Annotated in this window: 16 protein-coding genes and 4 pseudogenes; 14 read left to right on the forward strand and 6 right to left on the reverse strand. The window is 67.4% G+C overall.

All coding sequences use genetic code 11. From position 1 onward, the window contains the following. Nucleotides 1-28: 28 nt before the first annotated feature. From FCN77_RS08420 to FCN77_RS08435, 4 genes and pseudogenes are all read right to left on the reverse strand, one after another. Nucleotides 29-1,396, reverse strand: coding sequence for a M1 family metallopeptidase (locus FCN77_RS08420; protein ID WP_137321905.1), 1,368 nt, complete (start codon nucleotides 1,394-1,396; stop codon nucleotides 29-31). 54 nt (nucleotides 1,397-1,450) lie between these two features. Then, nucleotides 1,451-5,355: pseudogene (locus tag FCN77_RS08425) on the reverse strand (Pls/PosA family non-ribosomal peptide synthetase). Between the two features lie 191 nt (nucleotides 5,356-5,546). Further along, complete coding sequence (locus FCN77_RS08430; RefSeq protein ID WP_137321906.1) at nucleotides 5,547-6,512, reverse strand: quinone oxidoreductase; 966 nt, start codon at nucleotides 6,510-6,512, stop codon at nucleotides 5,547-5,549. An 86-nt stretch (nucleotides 6,513-6,598) separates the two neighbouring features. Beyond that, complete coding sequence (locus FCN77_RS08435; RefSeq protein WP_137321907.1) at nucleotides 6,599-7,687, reverse strand: acyl-CoA desaturase; 1,089 nt, start codon at nucleotides 7,685-7,687, stop codon at nucleotides 6,599-6,601. A gap of 196 nt (nucleotides 7,688-7,883) precedes the next feature. Here FCN77_RS08435 and argC point away from each other — a divergent pair. The 10 genes and pseudogenes from argC to FCN77_RS08485 all read left to right on the forward strand — a co-directional run bounded on the left by argC (nucleotide 7,884) and on the right by FCN77_RS08485 (nucleotide 17,880). Continuing rightward, nucleotides 7,884-8,914: pseudogene (gene argC / locus FCN77_RS08440) on the forward strand (N-acetyl-gamma-glutamyl-phosphate reductase). Continuing rightward, nucleotides 8,911-10,077 carry a bifunctional glutamate N-acetyltransferase/amino-acid acetyltransferase ArgJ gene (gene argJ / locus FCN77_RS08445; protein ID WP_137321908.1) on the forward strand — a complete coding sequence of 389 codons (1,167 nt, stop codon included), beginning with the start codon at nucleotides 8,911-8,913 and terminating at the stop codon, nucleotides 10,075-10,077. Before argC ends, argJ begins: the two are co-directional and overlap by 4 nt. Nucleotides 10,078-10,108: 31 nt before the next feature. Further along, a complete protein-coding gene (gene argB, locus FCN77_RS08450; protein ID WP_137321909.1) occupies nucleotides 10,109-11,068 on the forward strand; it encodes an acetylglutamate kinase in 960 nt (319 codons plus the stop codon). Further along, nucleotides 11,065-12,333: an acetylornithine transaminase gene (locus FCN77_RS08455; RefSeq protein ID WP_137321910.1), complete on the forward strand. Its 1,269-nt coding sequence runs from the start codon at nucleotides 11,065-11,067 to the stop codon at nucleotides 12,331-12,333. The genes argB and FCN77_RS08455 overlap by 4 nt, the downstream gene beginning before the upstream one ends. Further along, complete coding sequence (gene argF, locus FCN77_RS08460) at nucleotides 12,330-13,325, forward strand: ornithine carbamoyltransferase (RefSeq protein ID WP_137321911.1); 996 nt, start codon at nucleotides 12,330-12,332, stop codon at nucleotides 13,323-13,325. The genes FCN77_RS08455 and argF overlap by 4 nt, the downstream gene beginning before the upstream one ends. Next, on the forward strand, nucleotides 13,325-13,858 hold the full coding sequence (locus FCN77_RS08465; protein WP_137321912.1) for an arginine repressor: 534 nt from the start codon (nucleotides 13,325-13,327) through the stop codon (nucleotides 13,856-13,858). The genes argF and FCN77_RS08465 overlap by 1 nt, the downstream gene beginning before the upstream one ends. 149 nt (nucleotides 13,859-14,007) lie before the next feature. Continuing rightward, nucleotides 14,008-15,213, forward strand: coding sequence for an argininosuccinate synthase (locus FCN77_RS08470; protein ID WP_137321913.1), 1,206 nt, complete (start codon nucleotides 14,008-14,010; stop codon nucleotides 15,211-15,213). Nucleotides 15,214-15,218: 5 nt separating this feature from the next. Further along, entirely contained in the window at nucleotides 15,219-16,661 is a 1,443-nt protein-coding gene (gene argH, locus FCN77_RS08475) for an argininosuccinate lyase (protein WP_137321914.1), read from the forward strand. Between the two features lie 118 nt (nucleotides 16,662-16,779). Continuing rightward, nucleotides 16,780-17,112, forward strand: a pseudogene (locus FCN77_RS08480) (pyridoxine 5'-phosphate oxidase C-terminal domain-containing protein); the annotation flags it as partial. Between the two features lie 30 nt (nucleotides 17,113-17,142). Next, entirely contained in the window at nucleotides 17,143-17,880 is a 738-nt protein-coding gene (locus tag FCN77_RS08485; RefSeq protein WP_137321915.1) for a maleylpyruvate isomerase family mycothiol-dependent enzyme, read from the forward strand. Nucleotides 17,881-17,901: 21 nt separating this feature from the next. Here FCN77_RS08485 and FCN77_RS08490 read toward each other — a convergent pair. Both FCN77_RS08490 and FCN77_RS08495 read right to left on the reverse strand, forming a co-directional pair. After that, nucleotides 17,902-18,395 (reverse strand): annotated as a pseudogene (locus tag FCN77_RS08490) (methylated-DNA--[protein]-cysteine S-methyltransferase). A gap of 17 nt (nucleotides 18,396-18,412) precedes the next feature. Continuing rightward, entirely contained in the window at nucleotides 18,413-19,933 is a 1,521-nt protein-coding gene (locus FCN77_RS08495) for a DNA-3-methyladenine glycosylase 2 family protein (RefSeq protein WP_137321916.1), read from the reverse strand. Nucleotides 19,934-20,028: 95 nt separating this feature from the next. Between FCN77_RS08495 and FCN77_RS08500 the strand changes: the two genes are divergently transcribed. From FCN77_RS08500 to tyrS, 4 genes are all read left to right on the forward strand, one after another. Beyond that, nucleotides 20,029-20,682, forward strand: coding sequence for a DNA-3-methyladenine glycosylase (locus FCN77_RS08500; RefSeq protein WP_137321917.1), 654 nt, complete (start codon nucleotides 20,029-20,031; stop codon nucleotides 20,680-20,682). Nucleotides 20,683-20,767: 85 nt separating this feature from the next. Beyond that, nucleotides 20,768-21,325, forward strand: coding sequence for an adenine phosphoribosyltransferase (locus FCN77_RS08505; protein WP_137321918.1), 558 nt, complete (start codon nucleotides 20,768-20,770; stop codon nucleotides 21,323-21,325). A 154-nt stretch (nucleotides 21,326-21,479) separates the two neighbouring features. Then, a complete protein-coding gene (locus FCN77_RS08510; protein WP_137321919.1) occupies nucleotides 21,480-23,708 on the forward strand; it encodes an AAA family ATPase in 2,229 nt (742 codons plus the stop codon). A 122-nt stretch (nucleotides 23,709-23,830) separates the two neighbouring features. Further along, on the forward strand, nucleotides 23,831-25,144 hold the full coding sequence (gene tyrS / locus FCN77_RS08515) for a tyrosine--tRNA ligase (RefSeq protein WP_137321920.1): 1,314 nt from the start codon (nucleotides 23,831-23,833) through the stop codon (nucleotides 25,142-25,144). Nucleotides 25,145-25,230: the final 86 nt, after the last annotated feature.

Below are 25,230 nucleotides of genomic sequence, written 5' to 3' on the forward strand. Positions count from 1 at the left end.
CGCGCCCGGCCAGGGTGGGTGGGGACTGCTAGCGGACCGGAAGGGCGGGCAAAGTGGGTTCGAACAGCCAGGGATGCAGCAGGGCTTCCGAGTCGATTCCGGTCACACGGTCTGCCGTCAGGATGAACGTTGCGGTGGTCACCGATCCGTGGCGGTTGGTGGCGGCCCAGTCGTGCAGCAGGGCGAAGAAGGCCAGATCGCCGCACCTGGTCCGCAGGGCGTGCAGAGCCAGGGCTCCGCGCTTGTACACGCGGTCATCGAACATCAGCTCGGGCCCGGGGTCCCCGATAACGATGTCCTGGTTCCCGGCGTCGAGCTTCCGCCAGGCGGCCGCGGCGCGGTCCGCGACGGTCATGACTCCGGCCGCCTCGGACCAGATCCATTCGGCATAGCAGGCGAAACCCTCGTGCAGCCAGATGTCACTCCAGATGGAAACAGTCACGGAATTGCCGAACCACTGGTGCGACAGCTCGTGGGCGATCAGCCGCTGCGATTCCCAGCCCGGGTCGAGGTGGTTGCGGCCCAGGATGGAGAGCGTCTGGGCCTCGAGCGGGATTTCGAGCTCGTCCTCCGCCACCACCACGGTGTACTCCTGGAACGGGTACGGGCCGAAACTGTTGACGAAGGTCCGCATCATCTCCGGCTGGCGGGCCAGGCCGCGGAGCGCGGAATCAGCCAGGGCTGCCGGCACCGCGACGTGCTGCGGGACGTTTCCGGGGACGGGGGAGGAGTCCAGGGTCAGGACGTCGTAGCGGCCGATCTGGACCGTGGCCAGGTACGTGGCCATCGGCTCGGCCTGCTCGTAGGTCCAGGTCTCCCGGCTGGAGCCGCTTTTGCGGGAGATCAGCAGGCCGTTGCAGACGGGCCGGTAGTTGGCGTCGGTGGTCACCGTGATCCGGTAGCTGGCCTTGTGCTGCGGATGGTCGTTGCAGGGAAACCATGACGCGGCGCCGTTGGGCTGGCCCGCCACGAGCACGCCGTCGGTCAGTTCTTCCCAGCCCACTTCGCCCCAGAGGCCCCGGCGGGGGGCCGGGTTGCCCTCATAGCGGATGTCAAGCACGAAGAAGTCGCCAGGCAGCAGGGCGACGTCGGGAACGATCACCAGCTGCTCGGCCCGCTGGCTGAATCTGCGCACCTTCTTGCCGTTCAGGGAAACTTTGACGGCGCGGAGCCCCGCGAGATCCAGGACAACGGCCGACGCCGGACGGTCCGCCTCGGCGTGCAGCACAGCCCGGCCGTTCAGCCTGTTGCTGGCCAGCTTGTAGTCGAGGTCGAGTTCGTACCGCGTGACCCGGTAGGCGTTCGTTCCGTGGCCGGGGACATAGGGATCCGGGGAGCCCGATGGCTCGCCCGTCCGCCGGACGCCATCGGGACTGGAAGTTGCTGCGAAACTCATGGGAGCGGGCCTTAGGTGCGAACGGTTGTGGATCCTGGACGTGGCGTGCTGGAGCTACTTGAGCCGCCGCGCCGGGACTGCCGGGCCGGTCCACGGGCTGACCGGGTTACCCATCCAGTACGTCCCGGCGGGAACGGTTTCCCCGCGCATGACCAGGGACGCCGGCCCCACGGTGCCGCCCCTGCCGATGCGTGCGCGCGGAAGAATGACGCCGTGCGGACCCATGGTGGCTCCGTCTTCGAGCGTAACAGTGTCGATGCTCATGATGCGGTCGTGGAACAGGTGGGTCTGGACCACACAGCCCCGGTTGACCGTGGCGGACCGGCCCAGGGTTACGAGGTCAGCTTCAGGCAGCCAGTAGCTTTCGCACCACGTGCCGCGGCCGATCGTGGCGCCCAGGCCGCGGAGCCACCACACGAGCGCCGGGGTTCCCGTGGCGGCGCGGGCGAACCATGGGGCGCTGACCATTTCAATGAACGTATCCACCACTTCGTTCCGCCAGATGAAGGAGCTCCACAGGGTGTGCTCGCCCGGCCTGATCCTGCCCACCAGCAGCCATTTGGCCGCCACGGCGCTGGCTGCGGCAATGGCGCCCGCGGTGAGAAGGACCAGGCCTCCCAGCAGTGCCGCGGCGGCGTAGCCGGCAACCGTGGCAAGCCAGTCGAAGCCAAGCATCACGCCGGCAGCGAGGGCGACGGTGAGCACCACCGGGATGAACCGGCAAAGTTCCCAGGCTGCACGCGCCAACTTCAGTCTTACGGGCGGCTGGAAGGTGCGCGTGTTGTCGGTGGCGATGGCTGTGCGGCGCAGCCGGACCGGCGGGCTGCCCAGCCAGGACGTGCCCGGCTTCGCTTTCGCAGGTGTGGCGGACAGCACCGCAACCAGGGAGTTCTTGGGAACGCTTCGTCCCGCCGCGGTCATCCCGGAGTTGCCCAGGAAGGAACGCTTGCCGATTTTTGCCGGCGCGATCCGCATCCAGCCGCCGCCCAGTTCGTAGGATGCAACCATCGTGTCGTCCGCAAGGAACGCGCCTTCGCCGACTGTGGTCATCTTGGGGAGCAGGAGGACTGTGGACGCCTCAACATTCTTGCCGATCTTCGCTCCCAGCAACCTCAGCCATACCGGTGTGAAGAGGCTGGCGTAGATGGGAAACAGGACGTCGCGGGCCAGGTCCAGCACCCGCTCCGTGGCCCAGACCTGCCAGCCGATCCGGCTCCGTACCCGGAAATATCCCTCCTTGAGCCCCACGCCGAGCAAGCGGGTTGTGGCAAGGATCAGCAGCAGGTTGGTGGCGAACCAGGCCAGCGCCGCCAGCGGGAGGGAGGCCAGGACCTGCGGGACAGCAGCGGAGAGCGATTCGCTGCCGCGGATGAACAGGAAGACCACCAGGGCCGCGGCGGCAGCGGAGAGGTAGGGGATGGTGGCCAGCACGGCCGAGGCGGCGGCAAACGCTGCGAACCAGAGCCTGCCAATCAGCGCATGGCTCTGCGGCGCATCCGGCCATGCGTGCCTGGCCTTGCCGATCCGCTCGGCAGGGGAGCCTGCCACCAGCTGACCGGCCTTGACTTTTCCGAGGACAGCGGAGCCGGGTTCCACCTGGCCGCCGGCTCCGATGCTCGCCCCGGGCATGAGGGTGCTGCGGGCCCCTACGGTGGCGTTGGCTCCGACGTGCACAGCGCCGATGTGGACGAAGTCGCCGTCGATCCACCATCCGGACAGATCCACTTCGGGCTCGATGTTGCAGCCGCGGCCCAGCGACAGCATTCCGGTGACGGGCGGCAGTGAATGAAGCTGGACATCGTTGCCGATCTTCGCTCCGAGGGCCTTCGCGTAGTACGGCACCCAGGGTGCGCTGGCCAGGCTGATGGCACCGGCGAGGTCCTGGATCTGTTCCGCCAGCCACAGCCGCAGGTGGATCTTGCCGGACCGGGGATAGGTCCCGGGCTTCACATTGCGGAGCAGGGTCCGGGCGGCCAGCACTGAGATGGCCATCCGGCCTGCCGGGCTGACGAACACCAGCCACGAAGCCGCCACCCACCACCACGAAACAACGGGAGCCGCGGTGAACCCGGCGAAAGCGGCCAGGAGGTTGTTTGCCGCCATCACGTAGGTGAGCCAGCGCATGCCCACCAGGATGTGCAGCGGGACGCCCATGAGCGTCTGGAAAATCTGCGACTTGAGGGCTGTGGGACGAACCGACCGCTCCGGCGCGGGTCCGGCGATCCCGTCCGGCAAGGACTGCCGGGCCGTGTCGATCAGGGCGCCGACCCTGGGCGTGGCGTAGATGTCGGCCACCGTAACGGTGGGGTAGCGGACCCGCAGTGCCGACACGAGCTGGGCGGCCGCAAGGGATCCTCCGCCGTGCGCGAAGAAGTCCGCGTCCAGGCTCGACGCCGGGGTCCCCAGCACGGCGCCCCACTGCTCCACGATCCAGCTGGCGTCGTCGGGCAGGTTCAGCGGGGCGTTCTTTGCGTCAGCCGCCCCCGTCCCCGCCAAGGGCCACGGCAGCGAGCGGCGGTCCACTTTACCGCTGGTTTTGGTCGGCAGCGAGCCCACCACGGTCAGGAGCGGAATGAGCGCCGCCGGCAGGCTGGCGCCCAGCAGCTCCCGTGCCGCGGCGAGATCGATCTCCGCGGTGCCGGCAGCGGCAAGGTAACCCACGAGGATCTCGTTCCCGGCCGCCGTCGAGCGTACTGCCGCCGCCGCACCGCCGACATCAGGCAGGGCCTGCAGCGCAGCGTCGATCTCACCGAGTTCTATCCGCCGGCCGCCGAGCTTCACCTGTTCGTCGGCACGTCCCATAAAAACGAGGCCCGCCGCCTCGTAGCGGACCAGGTCACCGGAACGGTAGGCCCGCGACCAGCCGAGGGACGGCATGGCGGCATACTTTTCAGCGTCTTTATCGGGGTCAAGGTACCGGGCCAGCCCCACGCCGCCGATGATCAGCTCACCCACGTCGCCCTCGCCTACAGGGATGCCCTCGGCGTCAACGACGGCCAGGTCCCAGCCGTCCAGCGGCAGGCCGATCCGGACGGGGCCGGGCGCGCCCAGCGGAGCCGCGCACGCAACCACGGTGGCTTCGGTGGGGCCGTACGTGTTCCACACTTCCCGGCCGTCAACGGCCAGGCGCTCGGCGAGCTCGGGCGGGCAGGATTCGCCGCCGAAGATCAGCAGGCGCACGTTTTCCAGTGACTCGGCGGGCCAGAGCGCAGCGAGCGTTGGCACCGTGGAGACCACGGAGATCCCGTGGCTGATCAGCCAGGGCCAAGGTCCATGCCGGTCCGGACCAGGGAACGGGGCGCGGGAACAAGGCACGCCCCGTGGCGCCAGGCAAGCCACATCTCCTCGCAGGACGCATCGAATGCCACGGACAGCCCGCCCAGCACCCGGTCCTGGGGGCCGATGGGCTCGTCCTGCAGGAAGATGCGTGCTTCCGCATCCACGAAGGCTGCGGAGGAGCGGTGCTGCACGGCCACGCCCTTCGGCGTTCCCGTTGACCCTGAGGTGAAGATCACCCACGAGTCGTCATCGGGCTGTGGCATCCGGGGCCCGGGGAACGGCCGGGGCCGGTTGGCGCCCGCAACGATTTCACCGTCGGCCCTGAGGATCGCGGCCACCCGGGCTTCGCTAAACACCAATTTGGCCCGTTCGTCGGGATCGTCCGCATCCACCGGGACGTAGGCCGCCCCGATCAGCATGATGGCCAGGATGGACACGTAGAGCCGGTTGGTCCCGGACGGGATGCGGACACCGATCTTGTCACCGGCACCCAGACCGGCCAGATGCAGTTCGCGGGCCGCGGCCCGGACTTCGGACATCAACTGCGCATAGCTGAGGCGCTGCCGGCCGTCGTCCAGGGCCGACGCGTCGGGAAACCTCCTGACAGACTCCTGGAGGACATCAATCAGGGTCCGCTCCGGCGGGGCCGCGGCGGCGCCGGGCAATTGCGGCGGATACACGTTCCGGACGGCGGGAAGTGCATCGGGTCCGGTCTCGGGCGCGGGTACGAATCCGGGCGCTTGCGGTGCTTCAGTCACAGGGTGATTCTTTCCGCACAAGATGAACAAAAGGTGTCGCCGTTTGCCGCGGGTTCTCCCGATGTTTTCAGGGGATTGGTGCCGCGTTTACCGGATCAGGGGCGTGTACCCGGTCAGGGGACCAGGAGGACTTTTCCGGTGGTCCGTCGCGCTTCCAGGTCGGTGTGGGCCTGCGCCGCCTTGGCCAGCGGGTATTGAGCGCCGATCCGGACGTTGAGGCTGCCGTTGGCAGCAGCCGCGAAAATCTCACCGGAGCGCCAGCGCCGTTCCTGCGGGTTCTGCAGGTGGTGGCCGATGGTGGGCCGGGTGACGAAAAGGGACCCGGCAGAGTTCAGTCGCTGCAGGTCGAAAGGCGGCACCTTGCCCGAGGCGGCACCGAACAGCACCAACATTCCGCGGACCCTGAGGCTGGACAGGGAGCCCTCGAAGGTGTCCTTTCCCACGCCGTCAAACACAACGTCAACTCCGTCGCCGTTGGTGATTTCCCGCACCTTGTCGGCGAACCCGTCATAACGCAGTACGACGTCGGCCCCGGCCTCGCGCGCCAGCGCTTCCTTTTCGTCGGTGGAGACGGTGGTGATAACCCGCGCGCCCCGCGCTTTCAGCAGCTGGAGAAGGAGCAGACCCACCCCGCCGGCCCCGGCGTGGGTGAGCACGGTCTGGCCGGGCTGGACGTTAAACGTTGAGTTCATCAGGTAGTGCGCCGTCATGCCTTGCAGCGGCAGTGCGGCCGCGGTTAGAAGATCGACGCCCTCAGGCACGGGGAGGATCCTGTCGGCAGCTGCCAGGGCGTATTCGGAATAGCCTCGCGACCCCTCCGCGGTGGCCACGCGGTCGCCGACAGCCACGTCCGTCACGCCATCGCCTACGGCGTCCACCGTTCCGGAGAATTCACCGCCCGGAGTAAACGGGAACGCGACGTTGTAGGCGCCGCTGCGCTGGTAGGTTTCGATGAAGTTGACCCCGGCGGCCGCGACCTTGACGAGGACCTGGCCGGGGCCGGGGAGCGGCCGCTCAACTTCTGCAAGTTCGAGTACTTCGGGTCCGCCCGGCTGCCGGGCGACGATTGCATGCGTCATGGGTGTCTCCTCCTCCGGGCAGGTAGGTCCTTGGCCCGGATCCTGAAACCATCCTAGGCTCCGCCCGGAGGCGGGAGCCGAACGCGTCAGTAGCGGCGGGTAACAGTGGCCATGGGGCATTCGAAGTGGCGCCCGGCGGTCAGGCCCACATCGTTGAGGTAGCGGACGATGATGCCGTAGGACTGCAGCAGTGTGGTTTCCGTGTAGGGGACCTGGTGCTTTTCGCAGTACTCGCGCACGATCTTCGCGGCCTTGTCCAGCTGGGGACGGGCCATGTCCGGGAAGAGATGGTGCTCGGCCTGGCGGTTGAGGCCGCCGAGCAGGATGTCCATGAAGCGGCCGCCGGAGATATTCCGGGAGGTCAGCACCTGGCGGCTGAAGAAGTCCACACGGCTGTCTGCCGGGAGGACCGGCATGCCTTTGTGGTTGGGCGCGAAGGACGCGCCCATGTAGAAACCGAAGACGGCCAGCTGGACGCCGATGAACGCCAGGGCCATGCCCCACGGCAGGAAGGTGAACGCGAGCACCGGGAGGACGCTCAGGCGTGCCACCAGGATCGGGAGTTCAACCCAGCGGTGCGTGACTTTGGCTCGGCGGAAGACGAACTTGACCGAGTCGATCTGCAGGCCCAGGCCCACCAGGAACAGCAGCGGGAAGAAGAACCATCCTTGCTTGCGGGTAAGGAAGGAGAACCGTCCCTGCCGGTCGGCTACCGCTTGGGGGTGGAAGGCCATGGGGCCGGGCGCGATGTCCGGGTCCTTGGAAATGACGTTCGGGTGGTTGTGGTGCGCGCCGTGCTTCTGCTCCCACCAGGAATAGCTCATGCCGGCAACTGAGGTGGCGAGCAGCCTTGCGGCCCAGTCGTTGGCACGCCGGGAGGCGAAGATCTGGCGGTGACCGGCCTCATGGGCCAGGAAGCTTAGCTGGGTGCAAAGGATGCCCACTGCTGCGGCGATGAGGAGCTGGAACCAGCTGTCACCGATGAGGGCGAAACCGAACCAGGTGGCGGTCATCAGGAGCACCAGGCTGGCGAAGACCGTGATGTAGAAGCCGACGCGGCGTTCGAGCAGGCCTGCGGCCTTGACGCTCTTGAGGAGCTCTGAGTAGCTCAGGACAACCGCGTTGGGCTGCCGGACGCGCGACTGCGGGCGCTCCGAAGTTGTTGTGGGGGTCATGGACTCGGGGCCTCGTAACTGTTACGGGCAACGCTGCAGCCGACGTTCGGACCGCGCGGTCAGGATCACCCTTCACCCAGCATACGCTCACCGGCCTAACCCGCGCCGGCGCGGGGCCCTCCGCAATCACCGGGCAGGCAGCATCGGATGCATAAATATCGGCACCTATGCATAGTCTTGCTGTATAGTCGTTCCCATGACTATTTCTGTTGCCGTTTCCGGTGCGAGCGGTTACGCCGGCGGCGAGGTGCTGCGGCTGCTGGCCGGCCACCCCGACGTCACCATCGGCGCCATCACAGCCCACAGCAACGCCGGTTCCAGACTAGGCGAACTGCAGCCTCATCTCCATGGTTTGGCCAGCCGCATCCTGGAAGACACCACGGTGGAGAACCTCTCCGGTCACGACGTGGTCTTTTTGGCCCTGCCGCATGGAGCCTCCGCCGAGATCGCAGCGCAGCTGCCCGAAGGCACGGTAGTGATCGACGCCGGCGCCGACCACCGGCTGGAAGATCCCGCCGCGTGGGAAAAGTTCTACGGCTCCGCGCACGCCGGGACCTGGCCCTACGGCCTGCCCGAGCTGCCCGGGCAGCGGGAAAAGCTTAAGGGAGCCAAGCGCATCGCCGTTCCCGGCTGCTACCCGACGTCGGCCCTGCTGGCCCTCACGCCCGGGTTCGCTGGCGGCCTCCTCCAGCCCGACGACGTTGTCATTGTCGCTGCCTCAGGCACCTCGGGCGCCGGCAAAGCCGCGAAGGCCAACCTGATCGGCTCCGAGGTCATGGGGTCCATGAGCCCCTACGGCGTGGGCGGCGGCCACCGGCACACGCCGGAGATCGAACAGGGCTGGGCAACGCCGCCGGCGAGCCGGTGACAGTGTCCTTCACACCCACCCTTGCCCCGATGAGCCGCGGCATCCTCACCACGGCCACCGCCAGGGTTAAGCCGGGCGTCACTGCGGCAGAGCTGCGCAACGCCTGGGAAGAAGCCTACGACGATGAGCCGTTCGTGCACCTGCTCCCGGAGGGCCAGTGGCCTGCCACCAAGGCGGTGCAGGGCTCCAATCACGCCGTGATGCAGCTCGCCTTTGATGCGCACACTGGCCGCGTCATCGTCACGTGCGCCATCGACAACCTGACCAAGGGGACCGCCGGCGGCGCCGTGCAGTCCATGAATATCGCCCTTGGCCTGGCGGAAACCGCCGGCCTCAACCTGCAGGGAGTTGCCCCGTGACCGTTACCGCCCCCAAGGGATTCCGGGCCGCCGGCGTCAAAGCCGGCCTGAAAGCCTCCGGCAACCCCGACCTTGCCCTCGTGGTCAACGACGGCCCGTCCAAGGCCGCGGCGGCGGTCTTCACCTCGAACCGCGTGGCCGCAGCACCGGTGCACTGGTCCCGTGAAGTGGTGAAGGATGGCCGCGTCGACGCCGTTATCCTCAACTCCGGCGGCGCCAACGCCTGCACCGGCCCCCAGGGCTTCCAGAACACCCATGCCACCGCAGAAAAGACCGCCGAAGTCCTGGGCGTCTCCGCCACGGACATCTTTGTCTGCTCCACCGGCCTGATCGGTGAGCAGCTGCCCATGGACAAGGTCATCCCGGGCATCAGCGCGGCCGGGTCAGCCCTCAGTGCCGACGGCGGACCCGCCGCTGCCACGGCGATCATGACCACGGACTCGGTGTCCAAGGAGGCCGTGTTCACCGGCAAGGACGCCGAAGGCAACGGGTTCACCATCGGCGGCATGGCCAAGGGCGCGGGCATGCTTGCTCCCGGGCTGGCCACCATGCTGGTGGTCATCACCACGGACGCGGACGTGCAGCCTGAAATGCTCGACGTCGTGCTCCGCGACGCCGCCCGGGTCACCTTTGACCGGGCGGACTCGGACGGCTGCATGTCCACCAACGACACCGTGGTGCTGCTGGCATCGGGCGCCTCGGATGCCGTGCCCTCCGCTAAGGAGTTCGGTGCCGGACTGACCCAGGTCTGCGCCGAACTGGCCCGCAAACTGATCGGCGACGCCGAGGGTGCAAGCCATGACATCGCCATCCGCACCTTCAACGCCGCCAGCGAAAAGGATGCCGAAATCGTCAGCCGGGCCGTGGCCCGCTCCAACCTCTTCAAGACCGCCATCTTCGGCAAGGACCCCAACTGGGGCCGAGTGCTGTCCGCCGTCGGCACCACCGATGCCGCGTTCGAACCGGACCAGCTGAACGTTTCCATGAACGGCGTACAGATCTGCCGGAACGGAAGCATCGGCGAGGACCGCAACCTGGTGGACCTCGAGCCCCGCGAGGTACTGGTGGAGATCGACCTGCAGGCCGGTGGCGCCGAGGCCACGATCTGGACCAACGACCTCACGCACGACTACGTCCACGAAAACAGCGCGTACTCAAGCTAGAACCACCAGCCACCCCTGGAGACAGCAGCACATGAACACCCAGACCCGCGAGACCACGTCGATGAGCGATGCGCAGGACAAAGCAGGCACCCTGATCGAGGCCCTGCCGTGGATCCAGCGCTTTGCCGGCACCACCATGGTGATCAAGTACGGCGGCAACGCCATGGTCAACGACGAGCTCCGCCGTGCGTTCGCCGAGGACGTCGTCTTCCTGCACCACGTGGGCATCCACCCCGTGGTGGTGCACGGCGGCGGTCCGCAGATCAACGCCATGCTCAGCCGCCTGGGCATCGAGTCAGAATTCAAGGGCGGCCTGCGCGTCACCACCCCCGAGGCCATGGACGTGGTCCGTATGGTGCTCACCGGGCAGGTGGGCCGGGAACTCGTCGGGCTGATCAACTCCCACGGCCCGTACGCCGTCGGCATGTCCGGCGAGGACGGCGGCCTGCTGCGGGCCGTCCGCACCGGGACCGTCGTGGACGGCGAAGAAGTGGACCTGGGCCTCGTCGGGGAAGTCGTGGGCGTCAACCCGGAGGGGATTGTCGATATCCTCGCGGCCGGCCGGATCCCGGTGATTTCCACCGTTGCCCCGGAAATCATTGATGAGGGAACCGGTGATGAAGGAACCAAACGGTTCCAGACCACCGGGCTGGTGCTCAACGTCAATGCGGACACCGCGGCCGCGGCAGTGGCGTCGGCACTGGGCGCCTCCAAGCTGGTTATCCTGACCGACGTCGAAGGCCTTTACGCGAACTGGCCGGACAAGTCATCGCTCATTTCGTCGCTGACGGCCTCGGAGCTGCGGGAGATGCTGCCGCGGCTGGAGTCCGGGATGATCCCCAAAATGGCGGCCTGCCTGAGGGCTGTCGACGAGGGCGTGGAGCGTGCGCACATTGTGGACGGGCGCCTCCCGCACTCCATGCTGCTGGAAACCTTCACCACCGCGGGCATTGGCACGCAGGTGGTCCCTGACGAGGAAGTGAACGCATGAGCCAGATTGAAAAGTCCCCGGTGGTCGACCTTGTCGAAACCAAAGGCCACACGACCGGAGCCGAGTGGCTGAACCGCTACTCCTCCTCGCTCATGGGCGTCTTCGGCACACCGCAGCGCGTCCTGGTGCGCGGGGCCGGGTGCCTGGTCTGGGACGCCGACGGCAAGGAATACCTTGACCTGCTCGGCGGCATCGCCGTCAACGCCATGGGCCACGCCCACCCCTTCGTGACCTCGGTGATCTCCAGCCAGCTGGCCACCCTGGGCCACGTCTCCAACTTCTTCACCAGCCCCACGCAGATCGCGCTGGCTGAAAAGCTGCTGGAACTGAGCAAAGCGCCGGCCGGTTCCAAAGTGTTCTTCGCGAACTCCGGCACTGAGGCCGTTGAGGCGGCGTTCAAGCTGGCCCGCCGCAACTCCGGCGCGGGCGCGGATGGAAACGGGAAAACACGGACAAAGATCATCGCCCTGGAGGGCGCCTTCCACGGCCGGACCATGGGCGCCCTGGCCCTGACTGCAAAGGAAGCGTACCGGGCGCCGTTTGAACCGTTGCCCGGCGGCGTGGTGCACATCCCGTTCGGGGACGTCGACGCCCTGCTGGAGGCCATCGATGAAACGACCGCGGCTGTCTTCCTCGAACCCATCCAAGGCGAGGCCGGTGTCCGGCCGCTGCCTGCCGGCTACCTGCAGGCCGCACGTGAAGCCACCACCAAGGCCGGCGCCCTGCTGATCCTGGACGAAGTCCAGACCGGCATCGGCCGCACCGGCAAATGGCTGGCCAGCGAAGACGCCGGAATCGTCCCGGACGCCGTTACCCTCGCCAAGGGCCTGGGCGGCGGCTTCCCCATCGGCGCGCTGGTCACGTTCGGCCCAGCAACGTCCTCGCTCCTGACGGCCGGACAGCACGGCACCACCTTTGGCGGGAACCCCGTGGCCACGGCAGCCGCCCTGGCCACGCTGCACGCCATTGAAAGCCAGCGCGTCCTGGACAACGTCCGCAGCGTCGGCGAACACCTCCGCTCGAAGCTGGCCGGAGTCGACGGCGTCACGGAAGTGCGCGGCGAAGGCCTCCTGATCGGCTTTGACCTGGACGCCGACGTCGCGGCCGCCGTCGTGACGGCCGGACTGGATGCCGGGTTCATCGTCAACAGCCCCGGTCCGCGGACCATCCGCCTTGCCCCGCCGCTGATCCTGACCGCCGACCAGGCCGACAGCTTCATCCAGGCACTGCCCACGCTCCTCCAGACCGCAAAGGATGCCCAGTGACCAGCTCCGCAACCACCCGCCACTTCCTCAAGGACACCGACCTCACCCCGGCCGAGCAGGCCGAGGTCCTGGACCTCGCCGTGCGCATGAAGGCCGCGCCCTACAGCGTCCAGCCGTTCGCCGCTGAAGGCAGCGGACGCAAAACCGTCGCCGTCATCTTTGACAAAACCTCCACCCGGACCCGGGTCTCCTTTGCCACCGGCGTGGCGGACATGGGCGGAAACGCCCTGATCATCAACCCGGGCGAGGCACAGATTGGCCACAAGGAATCGGTGGAGGACACCGCCAAGGTGCTCGAACGTATGGTCTCCACCATCGTCTGGCGCACCGGCGCACACGCCGGGCTCGTTGCCATGGCCGGGAACTCCAGGGTCCCGGTGATCAATGCCCTGTGCGACGACTACCACCCCTGCCAGCTCCTGGCCGACCTGCTTGCCGTCAAGGAGCACAAGGGTGAGCTCAAGGGCCTCACCATGAGCTACTTGGGCGATTCCGCCAACAACATGGCGAACTCGTACCTGCTGGCCGGCGTGACGGCGGGGATGCACGTCCGCATTGCAGGTCCGGACGGCTATCTGCCGGCCGCCGACATCGTGGCTGCGGCGGAGGAACGTGCTGCTGAAACAGGCGGCTCGGTGCTGATCACCACGGACGCGGCGGAGGCTCTCAAGGGTGCCGACGTCGTCGCCACCGACACGTGGGTGTCCATGGGCCAGGAAGCCGAGAAGGAAGCCCGGCTGCAGCTGTTCCGCGACTATTCCGTGGATGAAGCGGCGATGCAGCTCGCGGCGCCGGACGCCGTCGTGCTTCACTGCCTGCCGGCGTACCGGGGCTATGAGATCTCCGCAGGCGTCATCGACGGGCCGCAGTCGATCGTCTGGGACGAGGCAGAAAACCGGCTCCACGCCCAGAAGGCACTCATGGCCTGGCTCATGCACCGGTCGGGGCTGGCTGTTGTTGACGGGCTGGCACCGGTCCGGGGACTCGGATAATGTCCATCCCCCCGGCGGCCCAGGGCGCGAGCCCGGCCACCAAAACGGCCAGGCTTGCGCGGATTACCGCGATCCTGACCGGCGAGTCCGTCCGTTCGCAGGCGGAGCTGGCCGCGCTGCTGGCCGACGACGGCGTCCAAGTCACCCAGGCCACGCTGTCCCGGGACCTCGTGGAACTCGGCGCAGTCCGGGTCCGCGGCAAGGACGGCGTTCTGGTCTACGCCGTGCCCGGCGAAGGAGGGGAGCGCGCCGCCAAGAGCGGGGTCACCCAGGAGATCCTGGACGCCCGGCTCGCCAGGCTGTGCGGGGAACTGCTGGTGACGGCCGATGCCTCGGCCAACATCGTGGTGCTCCGGACTCCGCCGGGTGCGGCGAACTTCCTGGCACTGGCCATCGACCATTCCGTCATGCCGTCGGTCCTGGGGACCATCGCCGGAGACGACACCGTGCTGCTGGTCACCCGCGACCCGCTGGGCGGTGCCGAGCTCGCCGCCCGGTTCCTACAGCTCGCCGAGGAAGCCGGCAGCCAGTAGCCCGCCGTTACCGGCCGGCGGTTGCCAGGCAGCTGAACGCCGCCGGATTGGGACTGCCAAAGCGATGTGACAGGCTTTGAACAGACACCTTCCACAGACAACTTTCATCAGACATCAAGCATCACCAAACAACTAAAGGAGCATTTGACGTGACTGAGCGTATTGTTCTGGCCTACTCCGGTGGCCTCGATACTTCCGTAGCCATCGGCTGGATCGGTGAAGCCACCGGTGCCGAGGTCATCGCCGTGGCGGTCGATGTCGGACAGGGCGGCGAGTCGCTGGAGACCATCCGCCAGCGCGCACTGGGCTGCGGCGCCGTCGAAGCCTATGTGGCCGACGCCAGCGATGAGTTTGCTGACGAATACTGCATGCCCACGCTGAAGGCCAACGCCCTCTACCAGGGCCACTACCCGTTGGTGTCCGCGATCTCCCGCCCGGTGATCGTCAAGCACCTGGTCAAGGCCGCCCGCGAATTCGGCGCCACCACGGTTGCCCACGGCTGCACCGGCAAGGGCAACGACCAGGTCCGCTTCGAGGTGGGCATCCAGACCCTTGGCCCGGACCTGAAGTGCATCGCCCCGGTCCGCGACCTCGCCCTGACCCGCGACAAGGCCATCGCCTTCGCCGAGGAAAAGGGACTGCCGATCGAGACCACCAAGAAGAACCCGTACTCGATCGACCAGAACGTCTGGGGCCGCGCCGTCGAAACCGGCTACCTCGAGGACATCTGGAACGCCCCCACCAAGGACATCTACGACTACACCGCTACCCCGGAATTCCCGCCGGCCCCGGATGAGGTCACCATCTCCTTCGAAGCCGGTGTTCCGGTAGCGATCGACGGCGTCAAGGTCACCCCGCTGCAGGCCATCAAGGAACTGAACCGCCGTGCCGGTGCACAGGGCGTGGGCCGGATCGACGTGGTCGAGGACCGCCTTGTGGGCATCAAGTCCCGCGAAATCTACGAAGCCCCGGGAGCAATGGCCCTGATCACCGCGCACAAGCACCTCGAGGACATCACCGTCGAGCGCGAACAGGCACGCTTCAAGGCCACTGTCGGCCAGCGCTGGTCCGAGCTGGTCTACGACGGCCAGTGGTTCTCACCGCTCAAGCGCTCCCTGGACGCCTTCATCGAAGACACCCAGAAGTACGTCTCCGGCGACATCCGCATGACCCTGCACGGCGGCCAGGCAGTGGTCAACGGCCGCCGCTCCGAGACCTCGCTCTACGACTTCGACCTCGCCACGTACGACACCGGCGACACCTTCGACCAGTCCATGGCACGCGGCTTCATCGAGCTGTGGGGCATGTCTGCCAAGGTTGCCTCCGGCCGCGACATCCGCGTCGCAGGAAAGTAGCCCGCGTGGCTGAGCAAAAGTCCGAAGCCACCAAGTCCGAGGCGACCAATACAGGCGCGCTGTGGGGCGGCCGGTTCGCCGGCGGCCCCGCGGACGCCCTCGCGGCGCTGAGCAAGTCAACCCACTTTGACTGGCGGCTGGCCCGCTACGACATCGCCGGGTCCAAGGCGCACGCCCGCGTGCTGCACAAGGCCGGGCTGCTGGACGACGCCGAGCTCGAGGGCATGCTTGCCGCCCTGACGCAGTTGGACGAGGACGTCGCCTCCGGCGCCTACCTGCCGGCGGAGTCCGATGAAGACGTGCACGGCTCGCTGGAGCGCGGCCTGATCGAGCGCGCCGGCACCCAGCTCGGCGGCAGGCTCCGCGCCGGCCGGTCCCGCAACGACCAGGTGGCCACGCTGGGCCGGATGTTCCTGCGCGACCACGCCAGGATCATCGCCCGCGGGGTCCTGGCTACGATCGACGCGCTGGTGGACCAGGCCAAGGCGCACCAGGGCGTGGCCATGCCCGGCCGCACCCACCTCCAGCACGCTCAGCCGGTGCTGCTCAGCCACCACCTGCTGGCCCACGCCTGGGCGCTGCTGCGCGATGTGCAGCGGCTGGCCGACTGGGACAAGCGCGCCGGGGTTTCGCCCTACGGTTCGGGTGCCCTCGCCGGCTCCTCGCTGGGACTGGACCCGGAGGCCGTGGCCGCGGAGCTGGGCTTCTTCTCGGCGACGCACAACTCGATCGACGGCACCGCCTCGCGAGACGTCTTTGCCGAGTTCGCCTGGGTCACGGCCATGATCGGCGTGGACCTCTCGCGCGTCTCGGAGGAGGTCATTCTGTGGGCCACCAAGGAGTTCTCCTTCGTCACCCTGCACGATTCCTACTCCACCGGGTCCTCCATCATGCCGCAGAAGAAGAACCCGGACGTGGCGGAGCTGGCGCGCGGCAAGGCAGGACGCCTGATCGGCAACCTGACCGGGCTGCTGGCCACGCTCAAGGGCTTGCCCCTCGCGTACAACCGGGACCTGCAGGAGGACAAGGAGCCGGTGTTCGACGCCGCGGACACGCTGGAGGTCCTGCTGCCTGCAGTCTCCGGCATGATCGCGACGCTGAAGTTCAACACTGAACGGATGGAATCACTGGCTCCCCAGGGCTTCGCGCTGGCCACGGACATTGCCGAATGGCTGGTCCGCCAGGGCGTTCCGTTCCGCGAGGCGCATGAACTCTCCGGTGCCGCGGTGAAGCAGGCCGAAAGCCGCGACGTCGAGCTGTGGGATCTGACGGACGAGGAATACGCCGCGATCTCCGAGCACCTGACGCCGGAGGTACGCACGGTCCTCAGCACCGAAGGTTCGCTCAACAGCAGGAACTCGCAGGGCGGCACGGCGCCGGCCGCCGTCGAACGCCAACTGCTCGCGCTGGAAGCCGAGCTTGCCGGCGTGCGCGAGTACGCGGGGTAACTCCCGGCTTCTGCGCGAGAGGGCACTTCTGGGCAATGTTTTTCGTAAACACTGCCGCGAAGTGCCCTCTCGCGGTGGTTAAGGCGCTGGCCGCGGAAGAGCCGCAGCCGCACGCGCGCGGCCGTCGTCCCGGATGCTGATCCTGAAGGACATCGACGACGACGGCTGGCACATCGCGACGTCACGCAAGGGGAGGGAACTCGCGGCGAACCCGAAGGCTGCGCTGAATTTCTACTGGCCCCTGCAAGGCAGGCAGGTCCGTGTGGCTGGGCATGTCGTGGAGCTCTCCGCGGCGGACTGGGACGCGAGGCCCGCGGCGGACGGCAGCCCCAAACCGGACTGGCAGCTCTATGCCATCCAGCCGCTCGAGATCGAGTTCTGGCAGGCCCGCCACGACCGCCGCCACGTGCGCCACCGCTACGGTCCGGGCGAGGAGAACGGGCTGCGATAAGTGCAATTAACTGTCCGCTACGATTGCCGTATGACCGCAATCACACCGGACGCACTGCTCGCCGAACTCCACAAAGCTGCCGACGTCGTTGCCTCCCAGGCACGCAAACTCACCGAAGCCGACGTCCCGGCACCGTCCACGTTGCCCGGCTGGACACGCGGACACGTCCTGGCGCACATCGCCGGGATCTCGAACGCCATGGCCCGGCAACTCGAATTCGCCGGGCACGGGGAGAGCGTTGATCTCTACGACGGCGGCTACGAAGGCCGCACCAAGGCCATCGGGATGGTCGCCGGACACACCCTGGTGGAACACCGTGCCGATCTGGATTCTGCGCTGGAACGGGCCCTGCGTGCCTTTGATTCTTTGGATGCTGACGGCTGGCACGTTCCTATTTCCTACCGCGGGGGAGTGGTACTGGACGGCGGTTTCGCGCTCTGGCGGGAACTGGTGATCCATGCCTCGGACCTCAACACCGGACTCGGTCCTGAAGCCTGGAGCCGCACCTTCTGCGAGCAGCTGTTCGATTTCGTCGCGGCCAGGGTGCCGGAGGGACAGAGATTCGTCCTGCAGCCCCTGGGCCTGCCTCCGGTGACCATTGGCACGGGAACCCGGTCCACTGTCATCAACGGAATGCTGACCGACATCGCTGCGTGGCTCGCGGGACGCGAACCTTCCCTGGGCAGCCTGCGCGCGGCTGCTGCTGCGGATGGCGTGGACCTTCCGGAACTCCTGCCGTGGCCGTCGGGCGTTCCGATCACCAAGTAGGCTGCCGCCAGCCCGCCGGTGTCAGCGCTTTTCCCGTCCCAGCAGGCTTTCCTTGACGGCGAGCCCCCACCTGAATCCGCCCAGCGTGCCGTCCGTCCGCACCACGCGGTGGCACGGCACAAACAACGCTGCCGCGTTGAAAGCACAGGCACTCGCCGCGGCACGGACCGCCTTCGGGTTCCCGGACAGCTCCGCATATTCGGTGTAGGTCACCGGCCGCCCGGGCTGACCGTCCGGAGGACATCCCAGGCATGGCTGCGGAACGGTCCGGACTTCTGCAGCACCGGCACCCGCATGGCGGGCTCCGGGTCACCGGCGTAGAAAGCATCCACGGCGTCAGAAATTTCGCCCAGCTCCAGGACCGGGACGAACTCGTCCGGCAGCAGTTCGGGATGAATCTGTCCGGTCAGCTCGGCGGGCTCCGCGGTCCATCCGGAGGCCAGGACGGCGCCGTCGCGGGCAATGATGGTGAACGGGCCGTCCGGGGTGGACATGGTCAGCAATTCGGCTTTCATGGCTTCGCTTTCTTGGGTTAAGTCGCCGGTACGGCGGAGGGTTGCCGGGTTTCGGCACGGCCCGCGGGGCGCAGGCCTGCGGCCGCCCGCCAGAGGTGCATGGTGGCATACGACCGCCAGGGGCTCACTTCAGTGAAATCGGGCGTGTGCCGTACACCTTGCTGAGGTCCGGCGTCGAGCATGCCAGCGTCGAGGACACGGATCCCGTTTCTCACGGCTGCGTCATTGGCCAGGAACACGTCGGGAGCGCCGATCACCCGCATTGCAACGTATCCCACGGTCCAGGGTCCCACTCCGGGGAGTGGCAGGAGCTTGGCCTGCAGTCCGGCGAGGTCGTCGCCGTAGCCGAATTCGAGGTCCCCGGAGGCCATGTCGGCAGCGGCGGCCCGGACGGAGTCGATCCGGCGCTGCGGACCCCGCAGCAGTTCGAAGCCGGTCTCCTCGATCTGGGCGGCGCTGGGGAACATCCGGTGCAGTCCGTCAGCGGGCGCCATGCTCTCGCTGCCGCACACGGACAGCTGGGTCAGTGCGGTCCGGGCCGCGGCCACGGTGATCTGCTGGCCGATCATCGCCCGGACCAGCAGCTCCTGCGGGTCCACCGCCCCGGGCATCCGCATGCCGGGCAGGGCTCTTACGGCCGGGGCCAGCCGCGGATCTGCTCCCAGCGCGCCGTCGATGGCCACCGGGTCGGCATCGAGGTCCAGCAGGCGCCGGACGCGGCTCAGCAGTGACGGCAGGTCCCTCAGGTCCACTGCCCCGATGGTGAGGATAATCGGACGGCCGGGGACGGCGGCGTCGTACTCAACGCTAAACCGGGCGTCGGCGTGGGGGAGCCGCAGCGTCCTCGCGTAAGAGGTGCCGGTGCCGGATTCGATCCCCGGAATGGACCGCACAGCGAGGAAGTCGAAGATGCCCGGATCGAACGGTTCACGGTACGGCAGGTTGAGCGTCAGCGCCGTTGTGGCGGCCGTCGCCCGGTGGTGGCGGGCGGTGGCCCGGAGTGCGGTCGGCGTCATGTCGAAGACCTCGCCGATGGTTTCGTTGAACTGGCGCACGCTGCTGAACCCGGCTGCGAAGGCCACGTCGGCGAGCTTCATCTGCGTGGACACCAGCAGCGTCCGGGCGGTCTGGGCCCTGCTTGCCCGTGCCAGCGACAACGGACCGGCGCCCAGCTCGTGGCTGAGGATCCGGTTGAGCTGCCGGGACGAGTAGCCCAGGCGGGAGGCCAGGCCCTCAACGCCGTCGCGGTTGATCACGCCGTCATTGATGAGGCGCATGGCGCGTCCGGCGATGTCGGAGCGGAGGTTCCACGCGGGTGTGCCGGGAACGGCTTCGGGCAGGCAGCGCTTGCAGGCGCGGTACCCGGCGTCATGGGCGGCAGCGGAGGTTTCGTAGAACGTGACGTTCTCGGCCTTCGGCGTCCTGGCCGGGCACGACGGACGGCAATAAATGCCCGTGGTCCGGACGGCCGTGTAGAACTGCCCGTCAAAACGGGTGTCGCGGGCATCGATTGCCCGGTAGCGCTGCCAGAAGTCCATGGCTCCATCCTGTCAGCGAACGGCAGCGCGGGCTAGCGGAAATCGGACATGGCCGTGGCAGTCCTTGTTGACCCGGCCTTTGTTAAAGTCGAAGCATGAGCAGCAGCCCGACGCGATCCGGTCACGAACACACAGCGCGGCAGCTGCTGTCCGGGGACGCCCGGCACGTCGCGCCGCTGCTGCTCGGAGCGGTGCTCACCTATGACAGTCCCGAAGGCTCGGTCTCGGTGCGGATCACCGAGGTGGAGGCCTATCTCGGCCCGCACGATTCGCTGCACCCGGACCCTGGTTCGCACACCTTCCGCGGACCCACGGGGCGCAACAAGCCCATGTTCGGACCAGCCGGGCACCTCTATGTCTACTTCACCTACGGGATGCATTATTGCGCCAACATCGTTTGCGGGCCGCCCGGCGTGGCCTCCGCCCTGCTCCTGCGCGCCGGTGAAGTCGTGGGAGGCGCGGAGCTCGCACGGACCAGGCGTCCGACGTCGAAATCCCCCAAGGACCTGGCCAGCGGACCCGCCCGGCTCGCAACGGCAATGGGACTGACGACGGCGGACAGCGGCCGCGACGCGCTCGGCGAACCCTTCGGGCTGGAGCTGCCGGTGGCCCGGGCACGCGACGTCAGCTCCGGGCCGCGTGTGGGAGTTTCGGGCGCCGGCGGCAGCCACGCCTATCCGTGGCGGTACTGGCTCACCGGCGATCCCACCGTTTCGCGGTACAAGGCAGCCAAAGCCCGTCCGGGGTAGGCAGCCGGCGTGGCTGCTTCGGGCGGCACCGGCCGTGAACGCACGCGATCGTGAAGAATAGCTGCCACCGGCATAGGGTGGATGCGTGAATCAAAGCGAGCCTGGCCATGCCAGAAGAACCGTTCCCGTGGACCAGCTGGTCAACAGCCTCTGCACCACGGTGCCGGACTACCCCAAGCCTGGAATCGTTTTCAAGGACCTGACGCCCGTCTTCGCCAACGGAGAGGCCTTCCGCGCCGTCGTGGACGCCCTCGTTGAGCCGTTCAAAGGGCAGTTCGACGCCGTTGCCGGAGTGGAAGCGCGCGGCTTCCTCCTGGCGGCGGCTGCCGCGTATGCCACCAACACCGGCGTGATCACGGTCCGGAAAGCCGGAAAACTCCCCCGCAATGTGGTTGCGGAGGACTACGCGCTCGAATACGGCACAGCGACACTGGAACTGCACACCACCGACCTGCCGGCCGGAAGCCGGGTGCTGATTCTTGACGACGTCCTGGCCACCGGCGGCACGCTTGGCGCCGCCACCCGGCTGTTTGAACGCTGCGGCATCCACGTTGCCGGTGTGGGGGTGGTCATGGAGCTCGGCGAACTCCGCGGGCGTTCCGCCCTGACAGGCCACCGTGTCCGCTCGCTCATCCGGATCTAGCGTGGGCTTGCGTGGACCGCTGCGCAGTGTCCGGCCACGAGTGTCCGGCCACGGGGTTGCTGCCGGAAAACGGCGGCACTGAACTGTTTCAGGCGCGTTCATCAAAATGGTTGTAGAATGGACGGTCTGTCTTTTGCGATAGGGGAAAGTCTCGATGCTCGACGCTGATTTGGTCCATGAACGGGACTATGTTGCCGGACTGTATGCCCGCCTTGATGAGTTGCGCGAGGAAAAGCGCACACAACTGGCCCAGGTCCGCCGTGCCGGAGCCGTGGGAACCATGCAGAATGTTTCCGAACGGGACGCCTTCGCGGCCCTCTATGAGGACCGTCTGGCGCAGCTGGACGCTGTGGACGACCGGCTGGTTTTTGGCCGCCTTGACCTGGACTCGGGGGAGGCCCAGTACATCGGCCGAATCGGCCTGACAACTGATGACCTCCAGCGGCTCATGGTTGACTGGCGCGCGCCCGAAGCCGGGCACTTCTACCAGGCCACGGCCTTCGACCGCCAAGGCGTGCGCCGCCGCCGCCACCTGATTTTGCAGGGCCGCGAGGTCAAGGCCATTGAAGACGACGTCCTCGACGCCGACATGCTGGCCGACAACGAATCGCTGCAGGGGGAGGGCGCGCTGCTGGCGGCCCTGAACTCCAAGCGCACCGGACGCATGTCGGACATCGTGGGCACCATCCAGTCCGAGCAGGACAGGATCATCCGCTCGTCCATCTCCGGAGCCGTCGTCGTCCAGGGCGGGCCAGGAACGGGCAAGACCGCCGTCGCACTGCACCGCGCTGCGTACCTCCTCTATACGCACCGCGACCGGCTCAAGACCGCGGGCGTGCTGCTCGTGGGGCCGTCGTCGTCGTTCATGAAGTACATCGAGCGCGTCCTGCCGTCCCTTGGGGAGACCGGCGTGGTCATGGCAAGTGTCGGCCGGCTGATGCCCGGTATCAATGCCGTGCCCGAACAGGAAGCCGACGTGGCTGCCGTCAAGGGCCGGCTGGACATGGCCGAGGTGGTGGCCAGCGCGGTGACAAACCGGCAGCGCATTCCGGCGGAGGACCGGATCCTTGAGGTGGATGGCCGCAAGCTGGTCCTGACCCCGCGCCAGGTGCGCCGGGCACGCGAAAAGGCCCGCGCCACGCACAAGCCGCACAACGAGGCGCGACTCACGTTCGTCAAGATCCTGCTCCGGGAACTGACCGAACAGATGACCGAGCTCGTGGAAGCCGGCAGCATCGGCAACAACGCTGACCGTTCGTATCTGGCCGAGGACGTCCGCACGGCACGCGACGTCCGGATCGCGCTGAATCTCTGCTGGATGCCGATGACCCCGGAAAAGCTCATCTCCGAGCTCTTCAGCAAGCCCGCCATCCTGGCAGCCTGTACGCCCAACCTGACCGACGCTGATCGCGCCCTGCTGGCCCGCCCGGCCGACAGCCCCTGGACCGAAGCGGACGTGCCCTTGCTGGACGAGGCCGCCGAGCTGCTCGGCGAGCTCGATCCCGCCGCGGGACGCGGACTGGCCCAGCAGGAGCATGACCGTGCACGGGACATCGCCAACGCGAAGCAAACCCTGGTGAACATGGAAACCGCCGGCGTGGACGTCCTGATGACGGCCGAGGAACTCGTTGACCAGAACCAGGAACGCGAAGCGCGGCTCACTGCCGCGGAGCGGGCCACCAGCGACCGCACGTGGGCCTTCGGGCACATTGTGGTTGACGAGGCCCAGGAACTGTCTCCGATGCAGTGGCGCCTGCTGGTCCGGCGCTGCCCGCTGAAGTCGTTCACAATCGTCGGGGACATCGCCCAGACGAGTTCCGTGGCCGGCGCCAAGTCCTGGCAGAGTGCGCTGGAGCCGATGTTCGGTGACCGCTGGCAGCTCGAGGAACTCACGGTCAACTACCGGACGCCCTCACAGATCGCGGAGGCCGCCGCCAGGATGGCCACAGCCGCCGGCCTGGTGATCTCGGCTCCCAAGGCTGTCCGGGAAGGTCGCTGGTCGCCGATCATTGACCGCGTGGACGCCGGATCGGTGGTCAGCCGGCTCGTTGAGGTCCTCCCGGACGAGCTGGACGCGCTCGACGGCGGCCTGCTCGCCGTGATCGCCGACGGTGAACTGCTGCCGCAGGCCACCTCGGCGCTGCGCGCTGCCTACGGCCGCCGCGTCGGTACCGGTGCAGGCAGCTACGAGCAGGACATTGTTGTCATCAGCCCGAGGGAAGCCAAGGGGCTGGAGTTCGACGGCGTTGTGGTGCTGGAGCCGTCCATGATGCTCAACCACGAGCACGGACGCGTCGGCGATCTGTACGTTGCCATGACCCGGCCCACGCAGCGGCTGCGGCTCATCTCGGCCGCCCCGGTGCCGGCAGGCATCGAACGCTAATTGCCGAGGGCAGGGGGACCGGACCACACCGGCCTCCTGCCCGCCCGGCGGCACTGTCACGCTGCGCTGGCCGGACTGACACGCTGCGCTGGGGACCGGCCAATCCTGCTAACTTAGATCACGTGTCCCAACTAAATGATCTCGAGTCCCAGCAGAACGATCCGAGCTTTGCCAACATCTGGCAAGAGCTCAACTGGCGCGGCCTAGTCCACGTATCCACTGATGAAGTGGAACTGGAGAAGCTGCTCGCCGGGGACCCGGTCACCTATTACTGCGGGTTCGACCCCACGGCGCCCAGCCTGCACCTGGGCAACCTGGTGCAGTTGCTCGTGATGCGCAGGCTCCAGCTCGCCGGCCACAAACCGTTGGGCCTGGTTGGCGGGTCGACAGGACTGATCGGTGATCCGCGGCCGACGGCGGAACGCACCTTGAACACCAAAGACACCGTTTCCGAGTGGGTCGGCTACCTCCAGGCACAGGTCCGCCGCTTCCTGAGCTTCGAAGGCGACAACGCCGCCAGGATGGTCAACAACCTGGACTGGACCGCACCGCTGAGCGCCATCGACTTCCTCCGCGACATCGGAAAGCACTTCCGCGTGGGCACCATGCTCCGCAAGGACGCCGTGGCTTCCCGCCTCAGTTCGGATGAAGGCATCAGCTACACCGAGTTCAGCTACCAGATCCTGCAAGGCATGGACTACCTCCAGCTCTTTCGCGATTACGGCTGTGCCCTGCAGACAGGGGGCTCCGACCAATGGGGAAACCTCACCAGCGGCACCGAGCTCATCCGCAAGGTTGAGGGCAAGCACGTGCACGCGCTGGGCACTCCGCTCATCACCAATTCGGACGGCACCAAGTTCGGCAAGAGCGAAGGCAACGCCATCTGGCTCGACCCGGAGATGTGCAGCCCGTATGCCTTCTACCAGTTCTGGCTAAACACGGCGGATGCCGACGTGGCCGACAGGCTGAAGGTGTTCACGTTCCTTAGCCGCGCCGAGATTGAAGCCCTCGAAGTTTCCATTGCGGAACGTCCCTTTGCCCGCGAGGGCCAGCGGAAGCTCGCGTTCGAAGTGACATCCCTGGTTCATGGCGTCGAGGCTACGGAAAAGGTCATCGCTGCATCTGCGGCGCTGTTCGGCGGCGGGGATCTCGCGGCGCTGGACGAGGGCACCCTTGCGGCTGCGACGGCCGAGCTGCCCTCGGCCCGTATTGCGGCGGATGGCCTCGGCATCGTGGATCTGCTCGTGGCCTCCGGTCTCTCGGACAGCAAATCGGCTGCCCGCCGGACGGTCGGAGAGGGCGGTGCCTACGTCAACAACTCCAAGGTGACCGATCCCGATGCCGTCATTCCTGGCAGCGAACTCCTGCACGGGCGCTACCTGCTCCTGCGCCGGGGGAAGAAGAACCTCGCCACCGTCGAAGTGACAGCGTCCTAAGACTCATGTGCACGCTCCTTTCCGGCCGATTTGCGCGGCCGGGGAGGGGCGTGTATTGTTTTCTGAGTCGCCACCGCTGAGTGGTG

Source organism: Arthrobacter sp. 24S4-2, assembly GCF_005280255.1.
Lineage (GTDB): Bacteria > Actinomycetota > Actinomycetes > Actinomycetales > Micrococcaceae > Arthrobacter.